This is a genomic window from Nostoc sp. DedQUE12b, from assembly GCF_034530835.1.
Lineage (GTDB): Bacteria > Cyanobacteriota > Cyanobacteriia > Cyanobacteriales > Nostocaceae > Nostoc.
On sequence record NZ_JAVRCI010000001.1, the window covers coordinates 63119 to 85037 of the forward strand.

3 protein-coding genes are annotated in these 21919 nt (G+C 42.2%); all 3 read right to left on the reverse strand.

Annotated features, from left to right (window positions below):
- Positions 1-53 precede the first annotated feature (53 nt).
- From RMY16_RS00165 to RMY16_RS00175, 3 genes are read right to left on the reverse strand one after another with little or no spacing between them, the layout of a single operon-like run.
- Positions 54-4319: a beta-ketoacyl synthase N-terminal-like domain-containing protein gene (locus RMY16_RS00165; RefSeq protein ID WP_322734664.1), complete on the reverse strand. Its 4266-nt coding sequence runs from the start codon at positions 4317-4319 to the stop codon at positions 54-56.
- A gap of 3 nt (positions 4320-4322) precedes the next feature.
- Entirely contained in the window at positions 4323-15092 is a 10770-nt protein-coding gene (locus tag RMY16_RS00170) for a non-ribosomal peptide synthetase (protein WP_322734665.1), read from the reverse strand.
- Positions 15089-21838: a type I polyketide synthase gene (locus RMY16_RS00175; protein ID WP_322734666.1), complete on the reverse strand. Its 6750-nt coding sequence runs from the start codon at positions 21836-21838 to the stop codon at positions 15089-15091. Before RMY16_RS00175 ends, RMY16_RS00170 begins: the two co-directional genes overlap by 4 nt.
- Positions 21839-21919 lie beyond the last annotated feature (81 nt).

Sequence of the window (21919 nt, forward strand, 5' to 3'; positions counted from 1 at the left end):
ATTTTAGATTGAAAATATTTCTTAATCTAAAATAGAAAATTCTTGGATACGGTTCATATCGCTATTTCTTCTCTATCAATTGCATCTAAGCTAATATCTGGTTCTGGATGTTGTTTCTCTAGCTTTAGTGCTATTTCAGCTATTGTGGGAGACTCAAACAAAATTGCTAGAGATAATTTGATATAAAAAATATTTCGTAATCGGGACAAAACCTGAACAGCTATTAGCGAATCTCCTCCCAATTCAAAAAAGTTGTCATTGATTCCCACTTGTTTAATTCCCAAGAATTCTTGCCATATATCGGCAATTTTTTGCTCAAGCTCATCGCGAGGAGCTATATATGAATTTGGCAAATCGGGTCTTGAGTGGAGTGCAGATAAGTTTTCTGGCTGAAAATTATCCGGCTTTCTTTGTAATGAAAGCTGTGATTTTTGGTCAGCCTCTTTTTGTCCAAACTTTGTGCTAAACGCGACTGGTACAGAAGCTTGAGCCATAATAACCTTATGCTCAAACGCTTCAGTTTCTGGAAAAGCAGCAACTTGGACAAAATCGCGATCGCGTAGTGCTTCAAACCACTGGTCTTTGGTGATAAAAGGCTGACCTGGGCTGCGTCTTTCATCGTCTAAAAGTTTTAACAGCAGACCCCAACTGATATCAAAGTCTATTTTCGGCTGAGTTATTTCCCACAATAAGAGGAAGCCCCCAGGAGCTAATAAAGAGCGCACATTTTGGAGGGTTTGATCTATGTTCCGAGTTGCGTGCAACACATTAGAAGCGATGACTACATCAAAGCTATGCTTCTCAAACCCTTGCTCAGTTGGCGAATTGTCTATGTCTAGTAAGCGATATTCAACAAATGGGTATTCGTTAAACTTCTGTTGCGCTTTAGTCAGGAAGCCGCTACCAATATCAGTAAAAGTATAGTTGGTTTGTTTTGAAGGCAACACAGGTAGTAATGCTTGCGTAGACATACCAGTACCCGCGCCGATTTCCAGAACTCTCAGGTGAACCGATGATGACAATGACTTGACCACTTGTTCCAGGCTTGAGCGCAAGATAGAGTTGTAGTAATTTAGTAATGCCAATTCTGAATTTGAACCGTTGTTTTCTTCTTGATAAATCAGTTCATTGAAAAACTCTAAGGGTTCTTGTTCACCAACAACAACGGCAGCTAAATTTTCACCACAACGCTGTACTAAATCTACTGTTAGAGATTTAGCAGCCATTCTCACTCTGCCTTCTTCTAAAAGTTCATGAATCAAATCTTGCGAACATGGCACTAGTCCAGTAAATAACCCCTCTTGTTGCTGTAGTTGTCCTTGCTCTACTAATATTTGCAACCATCTACACACTAATTGTTGATAACGAGGAGTTATATGGCATTGCGTTAACAAATTCTCCAAAGAATACTTTTCTTCGGAATTCTTAAAAGCCCCTAATTGCTTGAATGCAGAATTGATGTAGGCTGTACATAAACGATCCAACCAGTGTCTGTTTTCTCGATATGTTAACTCGTTGAGTTCTCCATCTCTAACACTTGCTTGATTCTGGCCTGCTTCTATGAGCGATGTCCACAATTGTGATGTTGTAGGTAAGGTTTGTAACTGCCCCCCAGCTGTTTTTTGTGGGGGGTCAATCCAATAACGTTGGCGCTCAAAGGGATAAGTCGGTAAGGGAAGACGATAATATTCCTCCTGACTATAGAATCCAAACCAATCTATATTGACTCCAGCCAGCCAGAGTTGACCTAATGTATTGAATAAAACACGAGTATCGGATTGCTTTTCTTGAGGATGGCGCACCGAAGTTAACACCGTTTGTGCGGCTGCTTTGTCTGGATGCTTTTTAGCTAATGTAGTCAGTGTGTGTCCTGGCCCCACTTCTAGTAAAACTTGCTCAGGTGTTGCCAATAATTTCTCTACACCTTGGGCAAAAAGCACTGTGGAACGCAGATGTTGAGCGTAATAGTCAGGATTTGTGGCTTGGGTGACTGTAATCCATGTACCAGTCAGGTTGGAGATATAAGGAAGTTTTGGGGGATTTAAAGTTACTTTTTTAACTTGCTCTCTAAATGCTTCTAAGATTGGTTCCATCATTTGCGAATGGAAAGCATGGGAAGTATGCAGACGGCGACATTCAATCCCTTGAGTAGCTAGCTGATTTTGTAGTGCCTCTATTGCTGCTATAGAACCGGAAACCACGCACTGTGAGGGTTGATTAATCGCTGCAACAGAAAGTTCTGATCCTAATAGGGATTTTACTTTGTCTACGGGCAGGGGGATAGAAAGCATTGCCCCACTAGGAAGTTGCTGCATCATCTGTCCGCGTGCTGCTACCAGAGATAAGGCATCTTCTAGGGAAAGAACTTCTGCTAGAGTTGCTGCTACATACTCGCCAATACTATGACCGATCGCAGCTTGTGGCTCCACTCCCCATGACTGCCATAATTTAGCTAGGGCGTATTCAATTACAAAAATAGCAGGTTGAGCGATCGCTGTTTGTTGAAGTTGCTGCGATGCCTCATCAATCTTTTCGTCACTGGGGTAAAGAATATGACGTAAATCTTGCCCTAGTAAGGGTTTAAGAATTTCTGAGCAATAATCAACTTGTTCTTTAAATACTGTCTCAGTTTCGTAAATTTCCCGTGCCATGTTGACATATTGAGAACCTTGACCAGGAAACATAAAGACAACAGACCGTTCTGTAATCTCTGTATAATTGGTAAAAACTTGTTGAACTGCTAAACTACTGAGATTTTTGACGGCATCTTCTAAATCTTGACAAATTAACATCCGTCGATGATTAAAACCCCGGCGACCACTATTGAGGGTATAAGCTACATCGCCTAAATTGAGTTCTGGATGCTCTTTTAAATGCGTGATTAAATTATTTGTCGCCTTCTCCAGTGCAGTTGCAGTCTTAGCAGAAAGTACCAAAAGTTGATAATTTCTCCCCTGCTCCCCTGCTCCCCTGCTCCCCTGCTCTAACAAAGGAGTTTCTTCCAAAATGACATGAGCATTCGTCCCCCCCATACCAAAAGAACTAACTCCAGCACGGCGAGGGGTGTCATTTGTTTTCCATTCAGTCAGGGTTGTATTGACGTAAAAAGGACTGTTAGCAAAATCTATTTTGGGATTAGGTGTCTGGTAGTGCAAACTAGGAGGCAGCATTTGATGTTGCAGTGCTAATGCAGTCTTAATCAAACCTGTGACACCTGCTGCTGTATCCAAATGTCCAAAGTTGGTTTTTACTGAACCAATAGCACAGAAGCCTTTTTTATCGGTAGTTTGACTAAAAGCTTGAGTTAAAGCTGCAATTTCAATCGGATCTCCTAAAGGTGTAGCGGTGCCATGAGCTTCAATATAGGAAATTGTTTCGGCATCTACACCAGCTATAGCTTGAGCCTCGCTAATGACTGCTGCTTGACCACTGACACTAGGAGCAGTGTAGCCGACTTTCATTGCACCATCATTATTGATCGCCGAGCCTTTAATAATTGCATGGATGTGGTCGCGATCGCTTATTGCATCCTTTAATCTTTTCAATACCACAATACCTGCACCGCTACCGGCAACAGTTCCTTGTGCTTGAGCATCAAAAACACGGCAGTGTCCATCAGGAGAAAGAATCATTTCCTCTTGATATAAGTAACCTCTTTTTTGGGGAATGCTGATAGAAACTCCACCAGCTAAAGCCATATCACATTCACCATTTAATAGACTTTGACAAGCTAAATGAATAGCAACTAAAGAAGTAGAACAGGCAGTTTGCACATTCACGGCTGGCCCTGTCAAGTTGAGTTTATAAGCAACTCGTGACGGCAAAAAATCTTTATCGTTGGAAATTCCCAATTGGAGAAGGCTAAATGTCTCTAATAATTGATGATGAGGATAGAGATTATTGAGTAAATAACTATTTATCCCCACACCACCATAAACCCCGATTAAACCGTTGTAAGTTTGTGGGTCATAACCAGCTTTTTCTATAGCTTCCCAAGCTAATTCTAAAAATAGGCGTTGTTGTGGATCTATTAACTCAGCTTCTTTCGCACTATAAGTAAAGAAATTTGCATCAAACAATTCAATCTCTGGTAAAGCAGCACTAGCTTTCACATAATTAGAATTACTCAGTAAATCTAGAGAAATACCAGATTTTATCAATTCTTCATCTGTCAAACAGGAGATAGACTCTACACCATCATGTATATTTTGCCAAAAAGATTCAATATCTTTTGCTCCTGGAAACCGCCCAGCAGTAGCAATTATTGCTATCTCAGAATTGTTTAAATCATTATTGTTATTAGCTGAATTTACTTTCATTTTTTACCTTTTTTTCTGAGAACGATGCTGTTGTCTAAGTTGTAATTGTTGGTTTCTTAAAGATTTACTATCACTATGAGCTTGAGTCCGAGAACTCTTTTCTGTAAACGTAGCTTCTTGATTGAATTTAGTATTCAAGTATTGGCTTAAAGTATGTATCGTTGGGTAATTAAACATATCAACTATTGACAGTTGTAAACCATATTTTTCTTGCAATTGCTGATTAATTTGTACTAGTAGTAATGAATGCCCTCCTAGTTCAAAGAAGTTGTTGTAAACTCCCACCTTTTCTACTTCTAGTGCTTTTTGCCAAATGCCAGCAATGATTTTTTCTACTTCTGTATTTGGCATTACATAATCTAATAGTTCCTGATGTAAATCTGGGTCAGGCAGAGCGCGACGGTCTACTTTGCCGTTAGGTGTCAGGGGTAAAGACTCCAGCATTACAAAAGCGGCTGGCACAATATATGCAGGCAGTTTATGGGAAAGGAACTGTCGTAGTTCGCTGGTTGTGGGTGTACTTCGACTCCGCTCAGTACAAGTCGCTTGTGGATGCGGTACTACGTAGGCGACTAAGCGTTTATTACCTGGAATTTCTTCACAGGCGATGACACAACATATCTGCACATCACCATGTTGGCTCAATACTGCTTCAATCTCGCCTAACTCAATGCGGAAACCACGTATTTTTACTTGGTTATCAATTCGTCCCAAGTATTCGATATTGCCGTTTGGTAAGTAACGCGCCAAATCTCCAGTTTTATATAATTTACTCCTCCCTATCTCCTCAAACGGATTGGAGATGAATTTCTCTTGTGTCAACTCTGGGCGGTTAAGGTAGCCTTTGGCTAACCCCACACCACCGATGTATAACTCTCCAGGCACACCAATCGGCACTGGTTGCAAATTTTTGTCTAAAATATAGACTTGTGTATTGGCGATCGCTCTACCAATAGAAATTTTCTCGTCGCCATCAGTGCATTTTGCGATCGTGGCACAGACAGTAGCTTCTGTTGGGCCGTAAGCGTTAAAAAAGTTTCTGCCAGCAGACCACTGCCTTATTAATTCAGCAGAACAAGCTTCTCCTGCCACAATCATTGTCTGCAATGCCGGGAGTTCCTCTGCTGGCATAACTGCTAAGGCTGATGGTGGAAGCGTGATATGGGTAATGCCATGATTGCGTAACTGCTCAATTAATGGTTTCCCTGGCAATAAAGAGTCTTTTGTTCCCAAGTAAAGTGTTGCCCCTGAGCCAAAAGCCATCACGACTTCCCAGATAGAAGCATCAAAACTCAGGGAAGCAAACTGGAGAATACGACTGAAGTTTTGCAAGCCAAAAGTCTTAATTTGAGCTTGAGCTAAGTTGCACAGTCCGGTATGCTCAACCATGACACCCTTGGGTCTACCTGTAGATCCTGACGTGTAAATTACATTAGCTATATGAAAAGCTCTGACTTCACTGACGGGATTATCTTGATTGTTTTGGATAATTTGTGACCAAGCTTCATCTAAACAGACAAAGTTTGCTTGATACTGTGACAGTTTGTCAACAAGTCGCTGTTGAGTCAGCAGTACTGAAACTTGAGCATCTTCTAACATAAAGCTCAAACGTTCTTGGGGATAGTCAGGATCAAGTGGCACATAAGCCCCACCCGCTTTAAGAATTCCCAATAGTCCTATCACCATCTCTAGTGAGCGTTCTAGACACAACCCGACCAGTACATCTGGTTTTACACCCAAAGAACGCAAGTAATGCGCCAATTGATTAGCTTTGGCATTCAACTGCTGGTAAGTCAGTTGTTGATTTTCAAACACAACTGCGATCGCATCTGGGGTAAGCTGAACTTGCTCCTCAAACAACTGATGGATGCATTTATCCTGGGCATAATCCGCTTGAGTATCGTTCCATTCAACTAATAACTGTTGTTGCTCAGGTTGTGTCAACAGAGGCAATTGAGAAATTCGCTTTTTGGGATTAGCAACAATACCTTCAAGCAATCTCAAAAAATGACCCGTCATTCGCTCAATGGTAGATACATCAAACAAGTCAGTGTTATATACCCACCACCCCACTAGTCCAGTAGCGGTGTTCTCCATTGCTAAAGTCAAATCAAACTTTGCCGTTGTGCTTGCTGTCATCAATGGAGTGACATTTAACCCAGCCAACTCTATTTGAGGCATGGGCGTATTCTCAAGGACAAACATCACTTGGAACAGTGGTGTGTGGCCGAGATCCCGTTCTGGCTGTAATGCTTCCACCAGCATTTCAAATGGCAAGTCTTGATGAGAGTACGCATCCATTGCCATTTCTCGAACGCGACCAAGTAATTCGCTAAAGCTAGGATCGCCTGATAAATCTGTACGCATGACTAAGGTATTGACAAAAAAGCCAATTAACCCTTCAATTTCACTGCGATTACGATTTGCAATAGGAGACCCCACCAAAATATCTTCTTGTGCTGTATAGCGGTAAAGTAGGGTATCAAACGCTGCCAACAGCGTCATGAATAGCGTTACTCCTTGTTGCTGGCTCAGTTGTGCCAGTTTAGCAGTTAGCTCCTTTGAAAGTGTAAATTCTTGATGTGCGCCATTAAAGGTTTGCACAGCTGGTCTAGGTCGGTCGGCTGGTAGGGACAATAAAGCTGGTGCGTTTGCCAGTTGTTGTTGCCAGTACAAGAGTTGAGTTTGCAGTACATCCCCTTGCAACCAGTTTCGCTGCCAGATGGCGAAATCTGCGTACTGAATTGCCAATGGTGCTAAGGGTAAGGGCTGACCTTGAGAGTAAGCATTGTACAGTGCTGCTAGCTCTTTCACAAACACACCTATTGACCAGCCATCAGAGACAATGTGATGCATACACACCAACAAGACGTATTCTGTCTCGGACAGCACTACTAATGTTGCCCTGACTAATGCTTGGTTTGCCAAGTCAAATGGTTGAATAGCCTGTTTTTGCGCTAATTGCTGTCTTGCAATTTCTTGTTCGCTTGTTGGCAGATGTTGCAATTCAACAACTGAGACTGTCCAATTCGTTTGTATTTGAATGATTTGAGAAGGTTTTCCATCAACTATGACGAAGTTGGTGCGTAACGCTTCGTGACGATGAATAATTTCTCGCAAGCTTTGTTCTAAAGCTACTTGATTGAAAGTTCCTACTAGATGTAAAGCTATGGGTATGTTGTAGAAGCTACTGTTCGGTTGTAACTGGTCTAAAAACCACAAACGCTGTTGAGCATAAGACAGTGGTAATTCTGCATTCTTTGCTCTTGGTAAGATGGGTGGAGAAATTAGTTCTATCTTTTGTTGCTGCAACTGCCCAATAAGATGAGCTAATTCGGCAACTGTCGCGGCGGCAAACAGACTACGCAATGGTAGTTCTACTTTCAAGCTGGTGCGAATGCGTGAAAGCAGCTGGGTTGCTAGCAGCGAGTGTCCTCCAAGTTCAAAGAAGTTATGATGTATGCCTACCTGCTCTAGTTTCAGGACTTGCGCCCAAATTTGTGCCAGCATTTCTTCAATTGGCGTGCGTGGGGCGACAAATTTTTCTAGCAGTGTTCTGTCTAATTCTGGTGCAGGTAAAGCGCGGCGGTCTACTTTGCCGTTAGATGTCAGGGGTAAGGATTCCAGCAGCACAAAAGCATTTGGCACCATGTATTCGGGTAGCTTCTTTTGGAGGAAGCGGCGAACCTCACTGAGTAATAAACTCGAATTGCTCCAGATCGGTTTTAAAGAATCACAGACTAACCTGCTGCTATTAGCCTCGTCTGGGAGGTACTGCTTTATAGATGGTCGTCTGGCATAGATATTGTAGAGTACAGTATCTTCTAATAAAGCATCCTGCTCAATAGTTAGGTCGTATCCATGTTCTTTTAGCAGCGCTGCAATCTCCTCCAACCTCCCATTGATGTTATGAACCTCTACAACTATCTGCTGGATCTTTTGCCAATCTTCTTGCTGGATCCCAGAAAGCACATCCTGCTCACTTTTCTCCACGTCGATTTTCAGCAAATCGATCCTCTCAACGCCATGCTCACCAATCACATCAGAAATTGTTCTTAAGTGGCAAGTGAATTGCTGACTCTGTAATCGTTCTGCTAGCAGTTCATCAATTGCCTGACTAGATATTTCTGTCTCATTTGCTATGATCTGTTGTTTGAGCAAAAAGGATTTGATTACCTCTCGCTCTTGATCGGCATCAGCAAAGCGTCCAGAGATTACAGAAACCTGAGGATAATATGTAAAGGTGTCAGTCTTGATCTCGCTGGAAAGACCAAGATTAAACAGTTTCACATTTAAGCCATAGCCCTCAGTATTTATGCGTAACAGATCGAAAACAGGCGGAATTGGCTCAAATGCGTAAATAGAAACATTTTTACATATTTGACCCATGAAGAGTGCGAACAGACCTATATTGGCACCTACATCAAATATGCAATCCCCTTCATTGATAGTGATGCCATGTTTTAAATAAGCTTGTTCCTCCCAAAGTTCTTTGTAGACGAATTCTGTCTCGTTTTTATTCAGATGGGCAATTACCATCCCATTTGGCAACTCATAGAGTAATTCTTCATTAAGTAGACCTTTGTTTTTAAAACGAAGTAGTTGTAGAACTGGGAAGGCATACTTTTGATCGGGGACAATATAAGCTACCAGACGCTTATTGTCAGGATCGTCTTCACGGGTGATGACTACAGTTTCTCCCACAGCCAGGTGTTGTGTTAGCGCCGCCTCGATTTCTCCCAACTCAATGCGGAAGCCCCGCAGCTTAACTTGATTGTCGATACGTCCCAGGTACTCAATATTACCGTCGCTTAAGTAGCGTGCAAGATCGCCAGTTTTGTAAAGCCGTGAATGCAGATCATCGCTAAATGGGCTAGGGATAAATTTCTCATTGGTTAAGTCGGGGCGATTGAGGTAGCCTCGTGCTAACCCCACACCACCGATGTGCAATTCTCCTGGTACACCAATCGGCACTGGTTGTAAGTGAGAATCTAAAATATAAATTTGTGTGTTGGCGATCGCACGACCAATAGGCACTGTCCTAAGATTAGTATCTGGTTTGCATTGCCAATAAGTGACATCAATTGCCGCTTCTGTTGGCCCATAGAGATTGTGCAATTCACAGTCTAACTGAGCGAAAAAGCGTTCCTGGAGTTCTAAAGGCAGAGCTTCGCCACTACAGATAACTCGTTTTAAGCTACTACAATTTTTTACACTTTCTTCTTCTACGAAAGCCCGAAGCATAGAAGGTACAAAATGCAGTGCAGTCACTTGCTGTTCCTGGATTAGGTTGGTCAAGTAAGCACTATCTTTATGTCCACCTGGTTTAACCAAAACTGAACGCGCTCCAGTTATTAATGGCCAGAAGAACTCCCAAACTGAAACGTCGAAGCTAAAAGGAGTTTTCTGTAAAATGCAATCTACTAATGTTAATTGATAAGCTTGTTGCATCCACAGCAGGCGATTGTAAATCCCTAAATGAGTGTTCATTGCTCCTTTGGGCTTTCCAGTCGAACCAGAAGTGTAAATTACGTAAGCCAAGTTACTGTCTTGCACACCAGTAATTGGATTATCCTGACTTGACACAGAAATAGATTGCCAGTCAGTATCTAAACATACAATTTGCGCTTGATGCTCAGGCAGCCTTTCAATAAGTTGTTGTTGTGTCAGCAGCACTCTCAATTGAGCATCTTCAAGCATAAAGCTCAAACGCTCTTGAGGATAGTCTGGGTCAAGTGGTACATAAGCCCCACCCGCTTTAAGAATCCCTAACAGTCCGACAATCATTTCCAATGAGCGTTCCATATAAATGCCCACTAGCACATCTGCTTGTACGCCCAATGAGCGCAAGTAATGAGCTAACTGATTAGCTTTGGCATTCAATTGGTGGTAAGTCAGTTGTTGATTTTCAAACACCACTGCTACAGCATCTGGTGTACACTCCACCTGTTCTTCAAATAACTGATGGATACACTTATCTAGTGAATAATCAGCTTGAGTAGAGTTCCACTCAACAAGTAACTGCTGCTGCTCAACTGCTGTCAGCAGTGGGAATTGCGAAATTCGCTCATTGGGGTTAGCAATAATACCTGCGAGCAATGTCACAAAATGACCTGTTATTCGCTCAATGGTACTAGAATCAAATAAATCAGTGTTATACTCCCATACCCCCACCAGTCCAGCAGCAGTGTTCTGCATTGATAAAGTCAAATCAAACCTGGAAGTTGTACCTTCTACTACCAGTGGACTAACGGTTAACCCAGTCAACTCCAATTGAGACATGGGAGCATTTTGGAGGACAAACGCCACCTGAAACAGTGGTGTATGGCTTAGATCCCGTTCTGGCTGTAATGCTTCTACTAACATTTCAAAAGGCAAATCCTGATGAGAGTATGCATCCATTGCCATTTCCTGAACACGACCCAGTAACTCACAAAAACTAGGATTGCCTGATAAGTTGGTACGCATCACTAAGGTATTGACAAAAAAGCCAATTAACCCTTCAATTTCACTGCGATCGCGATTTGCGATCGGTGAACCAACCAAAATGTCTGCCACACCTGTGTAGCGGTAAAGTAGAGTATCATAAGCTGCCAACAGCGTCATGAACAAGGTAACTCCTTGCTCTTGACTTAACTGTATTAACCCACTAGTTAGCTCCCCAGAAAGTGCAAACTGTTGATATGCCCCTGCAAAACTCTGCACAGCAGGTCTTGGTCGGTCTGTGGGAAGCGACAATAAACCTGGTGCATCTGCTAGTTGTTGTTGCCAGTAACTCAATTGGCTTTGCAGAATATCTCCTTGCAACCACTGTCTTTGCCAGATTGCAAAATCTGCGTACTGAATCGGTAGTGGTGCTAATGATGACGGCTGACCTATTGAATAAGCATTGTACAGTGCTGCTAATTCCTGAACAAATACACCCATTGACCAGCCATCACTGACAACATGATGCATATATACTAACAAGACGTGTTCTGTCTTATTAAGCACTACTAATGTCGCCCTAATTAATGCTTCAGTTGCTAGGTCAAAGGGTTGAATAAGTTGTTTTTGCGCTAATTGCTGTGTGGCAATTTTTTGTTCAGTTGTGGATAAATGCTGATAATCAACAACTGAGAACGTCCAATTTGTTTGTGTTTGAATGATTTGAAAAGGTTTTCCATCAACTGTGATGAAGTTGGTGCGTAACGCTTCATGGCGATGAATAATTTCTCGCAAGCTTTGTTCTAAGGCTGCAACCTTGAGAGTTCCTTGAAGATGCAAAGCTGTAGGTATGTTGTAAATGGCGCTGTTCGGCTCGAACTGGTCTAAAAACCACAAACGCTGTTGGCCATAGGACAGTGGTAATTCTGCATCCCTGGCTCTTGGTAAGATGGGTAGGGAGGTTTTTTCTAAGTTTTGTTGCTGCAACTGCTCTATCTCTTGTGCCAATTCGGCTAGTGTTGCTGCGGCAAACAGACTACGCAATGGTAGTTCTACTTTGAAAATGTTGCGAATGCGTGAAAGCAGTTGGGTTGCTAGTAGCGAATGCCCCCCAAGTTCAAAGAAGTTATCGTAAATGCTTACTTGCTCTACTTTCAGCACTTGTGCCCAAATTTGTGCCAGCATTTCTTCAATTGGGGTGCGTGGGGCGACAAATTTTTCTAGCAGTGTGCTGTCTAACTCCGGTTTTGGCAATGCGCGGCGGTCTATTTTGCCGTTAGATGTTAGGGGTAAGGATTCCAGCATCATAAAAGTGTTTGGCACCATATAGCTGGGGAGTTGGTTGGCGAGGAACTGACGTAGTTCTGCGGCTGTGGGAGATTGTTCTGTCTTCGGCACTACGTAAGCTATTAAACGTTTGTCGTCAATTTCATCCTCTCGTATCACCACTACGCTTTCCCAAACAGCTGGGTGTTGCGCCAGTAGTGCCTCAATTTCTCCCAACTCAATGCGGAAGCCTCGAATTTTCACTTGTTGGTCAATTCGTCCTAAATACTCTAACTCGCCATTGGGCAAATACCGCGCCAAGTCTCCTGTTTTATATAATTTTGAATTCTCAAAAGGACTAGATATAAACCTCTGTGCTGTCAGTTCCGGACGATTGAGATAGCCACGCGCCACCCCTGCACCACCAACGTACATTTCACCAGGAACACCAATCGGCACTGGCTGTTTATATTCATCCAGCACATACACCTGTAAGTCGGGAATCGGACGACCAATTACACTTGCTGTGCCATTTAAATCGGTTTTACTCAATGGACGATAAGTTACATGTACAGTAGTTTCTGTAATCCCGTACATATTCACTAACTGGGGTGACTTGTCGCCATGACGCTCAAACCAAGGCTGTAAACTCAAGAGTTCTAAGGCTTCTCCACCGAAAATTACCAAGCGTAAGTTCAAATTGCCAGTAATTGCTATTGACTGTTCTGCTTGAATCAACTGGCGGAAAGCTGAGGGTGTTTGATTGAGAATGGTGACTTTCTCTTGAGCTAATAACTCGAAGAAGGATTCGGGCGATCGCGTCACTAAATAAGGCACTACTACCAGTCGTCCGCCATAAAGCAAAGCACCCCAAATTTCCCATACGGAAAAGTCGAATGCGTAAGAGTGGAACAGTGTCCAGACATCTTGAGAGTTGAAGTTATACCAAGAGTTTGTCGCTGCAAACAGACGAACTACATTTGAATGGTTTACTAAAACGCCTTTGGGCTTACCTGTGGAACCAGAAGTGTAGATGACGTATGCTAGGTTATCGGGTGTGGCGGTGTAAGAAGGGTTTGACTCGCACTCTTGAGAAATTTTTTCCCAATCGCTGTCTAAGCAGACAAGATGCGCCTGATGTTTGGGAACAGACTCTACTAATTGCTGTTGGGTCAGCAGCACCGAAACTTGAGCATCTTCTAACATAAAGCTTAAACGCTCAGTCGGATACTCTGGGTCAAGTGGCACATAAGCACCACCCGCTTTGAGAATACCTAATATTCCCACGATTGTTTCTAGCGATCGCTCCACACACAACCCAACCAGCACATCTGCTCCCACGTTCAAAGACTGCAAGTAATGTGCTAACTGGTTAGCGCGACAGTTCAACTGGTGGTAAGTCAATTGTTGATTTTCAAATACAACTGCTACTGCATCTGGGGTTCGCTCAACCTGTTCTTCAAACAATTGATGGATACACTTATCCTGGCGATACTCCACGTGTGTGTCGTTCCAATCAACCAATAACTGGTGTTGCTCAACTTCTGTAAGCATTGGCAATTGCGAAATCTTTTGTTGTGGATTCCCTACAATTGCTTCCAGCAAGGTCACAAAATGCCCCACCATCCGCTCGATAGTGCTGGCATCAAAAAGGTCAGTGTTGTACTTAAAAATCCCAGATAAAGAAGAACTTGCTTCTGCGTAGCTTGCCGCCGAAGGCATCGTCAGATTTAGATCAAACTGACCTTCCATCTGAGGCATTTCAAAAGGTTTGAGTTTAATTCCTTCTTTATTTACTTCACCCCCTAACCACAGTTGTTGCGTATGCTCAAACTGCCCCAAGTTCTGGAAAAGGAAGTTGAATACAGCCCCAAAGATAGGAGAACGGCTCGGATCGCGCTGTGGCTGCAATCTTTCTACCAGTAGAGCAAAGGGAAAATCTTGATGTGCTAATGCTTCTGATACTGTTTGGCAAACTTGAGTCAGAAACTCTTGAAAACTGGGATTTCCTGAAAGATTCGCCCGCATAACGACGGGATCGACAAAATAGCCAACTAGTGGCACAAATTCCGGTTGAGTTCTACCTGATGTGGGCGCACCAACCAGAATATCCTCTTGCCCGGTGTAACGATACAAGAGAACCTGAAATGCAGCTAGCAGAACTATGTATTGGGTCACGCCTTCTGCTTTAGCTAGCTTTTTCAGTTGTTCTGTAAGCTTTTGAGATATTTTGAAATTATAAGAAGCGCCGTTGTAGGTTTGTATAGCTGGTCTTGGTCTATCTGTTGGCAAGTTAAGTACAGGCAGCTCCCCTGCGAGTTTTTGCTGCCAGTAGTTCCACAGTTTTTCTCCTTGAGTACTAGTTAATAATTCTCTTTGCCAACGAACGTAATCTATATAGGAGTGCTTGAGAGGAGTTAGAGATGGCTGAACACCTAACTCTAATGCAAGATAGACCGTTATTAACTCTTCTATTAGTAATAGTACAGACCAAGCATCAACAGCAATATGGTGTATGGTCACTAACAAGATATGTTCCTGCTGTGAGCAACTGAACAAACGCACCCGCATTATCGAATCGTTTTCGATGTTGAAGGGTTGTTGGTATTCCTGAAAAACTCTTTGCTCAAGCTCCTGCTCTCTCCAGGTAGAGGCATTTATCTGCTGAAAATCTGTGAACTGAGTTTGATGGATCTGTTGAACAATATTATTATCTTGCTTAAAAAATTTGCTACGTAATTGTGGATGACGCTCAAGAACAGTTTGGAAACTTTTTTGTAAAGTCGTAACATTTATAGGTGAACAGATACGACAGGTAAAAGCTACATTATAGGCTGCGCTTTTAGGTGCTAATTGCCACAAAAACCACAGGGATTGTTGACCGTAGGAAAGAGGATAAATATTTAAAATATCTGGGCGATCGCGCAGTAACTGTAAAATTTCAGTTTTGTGCTGTTTGAGTTGAGCAATGACATCAGGAGTTAATAAAATTTCGGAACCATCTATTAGCAATTTTTCTCCATCATGCCCTAACTCAATTCCTTTAAAAGAAATATATTGTAAAAATTCTAATAAATTCATAATTCTATCTTAATTCTATTATTACTACTTTTGATACTTACTAGTTGGAATGGCTCATTAATTTCCTCTTGAACTTCTTTGTCTGATTCTTCATCAGAATCTAAGCCAAGTTCTTCCAATAGATAATCAGTTAGCAAATCTACAGTAGGATACTTAAAAACTAAATTTAGCGGTAAAGAGCATTTTAAACTCTTTTGCAGGTAATTTTTCAAATCTAAAGAAGTTAGTGAATCCATCCCTAACTCGAAAAAGCCTTTCTGTAGATCAATGGATTCTGATAGATGCCAACCGAGGACTTTAGCCACTAGTGAAAAAATATGATCTTGCAAAAATTTTCGGCGCTTAGTAATATTTGTTGTCTTTATTTGTTCAACTATCTCAGATTGCATAACCACAGTTTTTACTGAAGTTTGCAAAAAGTTAGCGAACAACGGCGAAACTGAATTGGATTTTTCCAAAAACTGCACCCAATTCATAGGCATAACTGCAACTTGAGTAGAGGATTGACACAGTAATTGCTCCAGAGCAACTAATCCCTGTTCTGGAGCAAACGTTCCAATACCCCGTGTTTTTGTTTGCTCATCAAGTTGACGCTCTGCGAAGGCTCCTACTTGTGACCAAGCTCCCCAGTTAATGCTCAAACCTGCTAGTCCTTGAGCCTGGCGATGATAGGCTAAAGCATCAAGAAAAGCATTGGCTGCCGCATGGTTAGATTGACCTGCATTACCAAGTAAAGAAGCTATAGAAGAAAACATCACAAAAAAGTCTAAAGCCTGGTTCTGAGTTAAAGTATGCAGATGCCAAGCTCCTTCTACTTTTGGAGCCAAAACTTTTGCAAAGCGTTGCCAGTTTAGTTGTTGTAGAACGCCATCATCCAAAACACCAACAGAATGAATAATTCCGCGCAGTGGTTGTATTGGCTCAATTTCTGAGAGTACTTTTGTGATTTGTTCGACATCAGACACATCGGCCTGAACAACATTTACTTGAGCGCCAGCCTGTTCTAACTCTTGAAGTTGCTCATGCACAGCAACACTTGCACTACTACGCCCAACTAACACCAAATGCCTTGCTCCCCGTTGCACCATCCAACGAGCTACCAATAAACCCAAACCACCCATACCGCCAGTTATCAGATAGGTACTATCTTCACGGAACCTTAGAGGTTTGGGTGCTACTGTTTCTAGATAATCTTTAGGCTTCTGGTAGCGAGCTAACCTAGCGACATAACGCAGTTGGTCTGTAAAGGCAATCTGGTCTTCTGTAGTCGGCAACCAAATTTCCTCAAATAAGGCTTGCACGACTTTTGCATCTGCCTTTGGAGCTAAATCTACCCGCACACAGTTGAGTTCTGGATGTTCGGTAGCGATCGCCCTTGCCATTCCCCACAAGCTTGATTGCGCTACTCCTTCTAGGTTGGCGATGGCGATCGCTACTGCTCCCTGAGTTACTAACCAGAGGCGAGGATGGGCAGATAAATTAGTCCCTGTCAATGCCTGGACTAAATGCAAGGTGCTACCACATCCTAGTAAAGATGCCGCAGTTAAATCGGTTGCGGTGAGTTCTGCTGCTTTAACTGTATCTAAACTCCAGCAATGAACTACACCATACAAATTCAAGGGTTTGCTATTGATTGCCTGCAATAGCTTTTGATAATGTTCTGGGTTGCTTGGGTTAATTTTGAATTGTTGCTGGTCTAATTGTTCATATTCCTCACCAACAAATACCAAGGTACAAAGTTGTGAGTAAGTATCTAGCTTGTCAGCTAACTGTTGCGCTATACCTTGCCGATCTGCGAATAACAGCCAATGTTTTTGCTCAACTTGTACCGACTCATTTGGTGATGGTGGTACTTGTGCCAGCATTACCATTGCTCTTGATAAAATGCTTTGAGTCTGTTGAGTAGATGATATATTGACTGTGCTTGTAAACCCAGTTTCTTGCAACACTTCTTGCCATTGGGCAGCACTAATTAAGGGATAGTCTGGGCGCAAGTGCAAATCACTAAATCGCCACCATCCTGGAGTTAATCCAAAGATTAAATCCAGCCAACGCTGACGCTGAGTTGTTTCCAATAAAATTAATATGCCCTGTGGTGCTAATAATTGCTTGGTGTGTTTGAGGGTTTGTTGTAAATCTTGGGTAGCGTGTAAGACATTGGCAGCAACAATTACATCATATTGCTGCTTTTCAAATCCTTGGCTTGTGGGGTCTTTTTCAATGTCTAATACTTGATATTTTATAAATGGGAAATCCTGGAATTTCTCTTGGGCTTTTTGAGTAAAAGAGATTCCAATATCGCTGAAGTGGTATTCGGTTTGCTCACAGGACAAATGTGGTAGCAGGTAAGAGGTTGTTCCACCAGTTCCCGCACCAATTTCTAATATTCTTAATCCCCGTCCAGTTGGTAAATGCTCGACAAGTGAAATTATGGCTTGTTGAGCTAAGACATTCATCACTTTTGTCAGTGGCGAATTCTCATATAACTGGGCTGTAGTTGAGTCGTTTTCGGGGAAAAGCAATTGCAATGGATCGCATTCGCCCCTTAGTACTTGGGCTAATGATGGGCCACAACGTCCTAGAAGAGTTAATTCAGCATTTGCTATTGGATATTGAGTTAAGAGGGTATTTAATTTAGGTTGTGGATCGCTGTCTTCTGGCTCGCGGATAACTTGCCATTCCAAAGCTTTTGCCTCTAACACCCCTACTTCTGCTAACATCTCTAGTAGTCGCTTGAATAGCCGTTGATGTTGGCTGACTACTCCTAACTGGTTAGCGATCACACCTGTTGTGAAGCGCTGCCCTAGTTGTAGTTTCCACCCCATTGCTGTCAGGGCTTGCAGCACATAGTTAATGCTGAGTACTTCTAACTGGCTGACTGCTGCCTCATAAACTTTTAGCTGTGGTTCAGCCATCAATTGAGAATATTGTGGCTGAAGTTTAGGACTAATTTCTGCAAGTGCTGGCAGGTAACTTGGAGACAGTTGCTCATTGCTAAAGCGCACTTGAGGTTGCCACTCTACTTCATACAACCAATTCTCTACAGAATTTTCTTTGAAGTCTAACTGGAGACTTTGCAACAAAGTATTAGGAGTCGCTTTTTTAGCCTCAAAACCTTTGATGTCTGCAATCAACTGCCCCTTAGCGTCAAATAGCCTGATATTTGCTACAAGGTTGTCCGAATCGGAGTTCTGAGACTGCGTAGGCGTAGCCCCTTGTAGACATCGTACTGCATGACACCATAACTGCTGACTTTGGGGACGTTGGTAAAATTGGAAACTCTCAATTGCGAAGGGTACAAAAGTGTCTTCGCTAGGGAAGAAAAAGCTGGTCAGTTGCCAGCAGGAATCTAGAAGACCTGGATATAATTGATACTCTTCTAAATCATCTACTTGGTCAAGCCATTTGAGCTTGGCTAGGGCTTCTCCTTCTCCACACCAGACACAATCAAGCCACTGGAAGCTTGCACCAAATTGAATCTGCCGCTTTTGCCAACTTTGGGAAATTTCCACAGCAGCTATTTGTTGAGTACAGCGCGTCTGTATCTCTTGGAGCAAGACAGTTTCTGGTGTAATCTTAACGCCTTGTGAGATTTTCCCTGTGGCATGGACTAGCCATTGACTTACCTGAGTACTACCATTTGGAACTGTATCAAAGCTGATGAGTTGGAAAGATGCGCTACTCTCCTCAAAAGACAGCACCAGCTGCACTGTGCGTGCTTTATCTTCGGGGATAACCAATGCCTGGGGGAAAACTATATTCTCTAACAGACATGATTCACTGGCGAAAGTCAATCCTGCTGCACCCAATAGCAAGGAGAGATAACAGGCTCCAGGCACAACAATTTGGTTATAAACTTGATGATCTACTAACAACGGTAGGGTTTGGCTACTGAATTCAGACTCAAACAAGATTTCTTTGCTTAAGGGCAATTGAAGCTTTTTGTCTAATAATGGGTGCAGTTTTGTCGAGTTTTGTTGGCGTTGAGGTTTACGAGGTGTATTCTCAATCCAATAGCGCTGTCGTTGAAACGAATAAGTGGGTAATGTAACTTTCTTGCGGAAATAGTCGCGGTCAAACCCTGACCAATCTACTGCCATTCCACCTACATATAATTCACCCAAACTAGAAAGCAACTGTTGCCATTCTGGCACTCCCGGACGCAGAGAAGGCAACCACAAACCCACACCCTCAGGCAAGCACTCACGACCCATACTCAACAAAATTGGCTTAGGCCCAACCTCTAAAAAGACTTCATGCCCAAGTTGATGCAATGTCTGCATACTATCGCCAAACCGCACTGTTTGCCGAATGTGATTCACCCAGTATTGTGCATTGGTTATATTCTCGTCAGCAAGTTGTCCGGTGATATTAGAGACTAATGGTATCTGGGGTTGGTTGTAGGTTATTTGACTAGCTACTTGCTCAAACTCCTTCAACATGGGTGTCATGAATGGAGAATGGAAAGCATGGGATACTTGTAACCGCTTCGTTTTTACCCCCTGTGTTGACAGTTGCTGACAAATAGCAGCAATGTCTTTACTGTCTCCCGAAATCACTACACTTTCGGGCCCGTTGATGGCTGCTAGTGCCACTGTGTCATGAAAGGGCGCTATCACTTCCCGCACTCTTGACTCTGAAGCCATCAGTGAAACCATCTCGCCTCCAGAAGGCAGTTGCTGCATTAACTGTCCCCGATAGACGATGAGTTTAAGTCCATCTTCTAGGCTGAGAATGCCTGCGACAGTTGCCGCAACATATTCGCCTACACTATGACCCATCACCACATTTGGTTTAATACCCCAAGATTTCCACAGTTGATACAGGGCATATTCAAAAGCAAACAATGCTGGTTGGGTATAGGCGGTTTGATCAATAGGCAGAGGGGCAGAGGGGCAGAGGGGCAGAGGGGAAAATTCTTCTTTATCCCCTGCTTGGACAGGATAAAGTACTTCTAACAAAGAATGTTTCAGATAAGGGCGGAGAATTTCATCGCACTGCTCGATAGTTTGGCGGAAGATGGGTTGGCTATCGTAGAGTTGGCGACCCATATTGATGTATTGAGAGCCTTGACCAGTGAATAAAAAGGCTATCTTTGCTGGCTTTTTGCCGGGTTGATTGCTAATTAAGCCGGCGGTGTCTTTCCCAGATGCGAAAGCAGTAAGTCGATCGACCAACTGCTCTTTAGAGTCGGCCACAATAGCAAGGCGATAATCAAAATGCGATCGCCCTGTGTTGGTAGTGTAACAAATATCTGCTAGCGATATCTTCAAATCAGATTTTAAATAAATTTGATATCTTTTTGCTAGTTCTTCTAGAGCCTTATCAGTTTTCGCCGAAAGTGTCATCAAGTGGCTTGGACGCTCAATGTTCGTCACCACTATTTCTTCTGGCACTAACGACTCTTCTATAATTACATGGGCATTAACACCTCCAAAGCCAAAGGAACTTACCCCTGCTCGTCTAGGAATAATTTTTCCTTCTTTTGTCTTTAAATGTTGCCAGTCTTTTGTTTCTTTAACTATATAAAAGGGACTACCATCTAACTTGATCCGAGGATTTAATTGCTGAAAGTTGTTCACTTGTGGCAATTTTTTATATTTCATTGCCAATAATACTTTTATGATCCCGGCAATACCTGCTGCTGATTCTAAATGTCCAATATTTGTTTTTACTGAACCTAATCCACAATAGCTTTCTGCGGTTTGTTCAATACCATAGTGCTGATATAATTGTGTATATGCTCGTTTTAAAGCATTAATTTCAATTGGATCGCCTAACGGCGTACCTGTTCCATGAGCTTCTATATAAGATACTGTATCAGGTGTAATATTTGCCTTTATACATGCAGACCTTACAACTTGTGATTGAGAATAAGCATTGGGAGAGGTTAAAGTACGGGCATGACCACCATGATTTATGGCGCTCCCTTTGACTATTCCATAAATATAATTTTTATCCTCAACTGCTTTTTTCAAAGGTTTTAATAAAATTACACCTGCCCCTTCACCTCGCACATAACCATCTGCTTGAGCATCAAAGGTTTTGCATTTACCTTCAGGTGATAGCATACCCAACTTACTAAAAGAGATATAACTAGTCGGCGTACACAATACACTGACACCACCAACTAATGCCATCTCACACTCATTTTGATTGAGTGCATTGACTGCTTGGTGTATGGCTACAAGTGAGCTAGAACAAGCAGTATCTATAGGAATACTCGGCCCATGAAAGTTGAAAAAGTAGGAAATTCGATTTGGAATAATAGAAGTATATGTACCTGTAGAATTATATCCTTCAATAATTTCGCTCTTATCTTGTAATTCTTTGTAATCGAAATTACAAACACCAATAAAAACACCGACGTTATTTCCTGATAATTCTAATGGTGAATATCCAGCATCTTCTAAGCATGACCAACTCAGGTCTAGCATGATCCTTTGTTGAGGATCTGTTCGCCGAGCTTCTCGTTCTGATATCTGAAAAAATTTTGTGTCAAATTTATCTACATCTTCGATAAACCCTCCCCATTTACTAGTACTTGTATTGGGAAGTTCCATATTTGAAGAATAAAAATTATCAATATTCCATCGCTCTTGAGGTATCTCCGTTACACTATTAAGTCCTTTCTCTAAATTTTGCCAAAACTCATTATAATTATTTGCTCCTGGAAATCTACACCCTATACCAATAATGGCGATCGCCTCTGACTGAATATTAATAATTTCTGCTTCATCGTTCATAATTAAACTCACTAAAAACTCACTCTAATGATTTAACTGTATTAGCTTCTACATTTTCCTAAATATTATATTTTTTTTAAA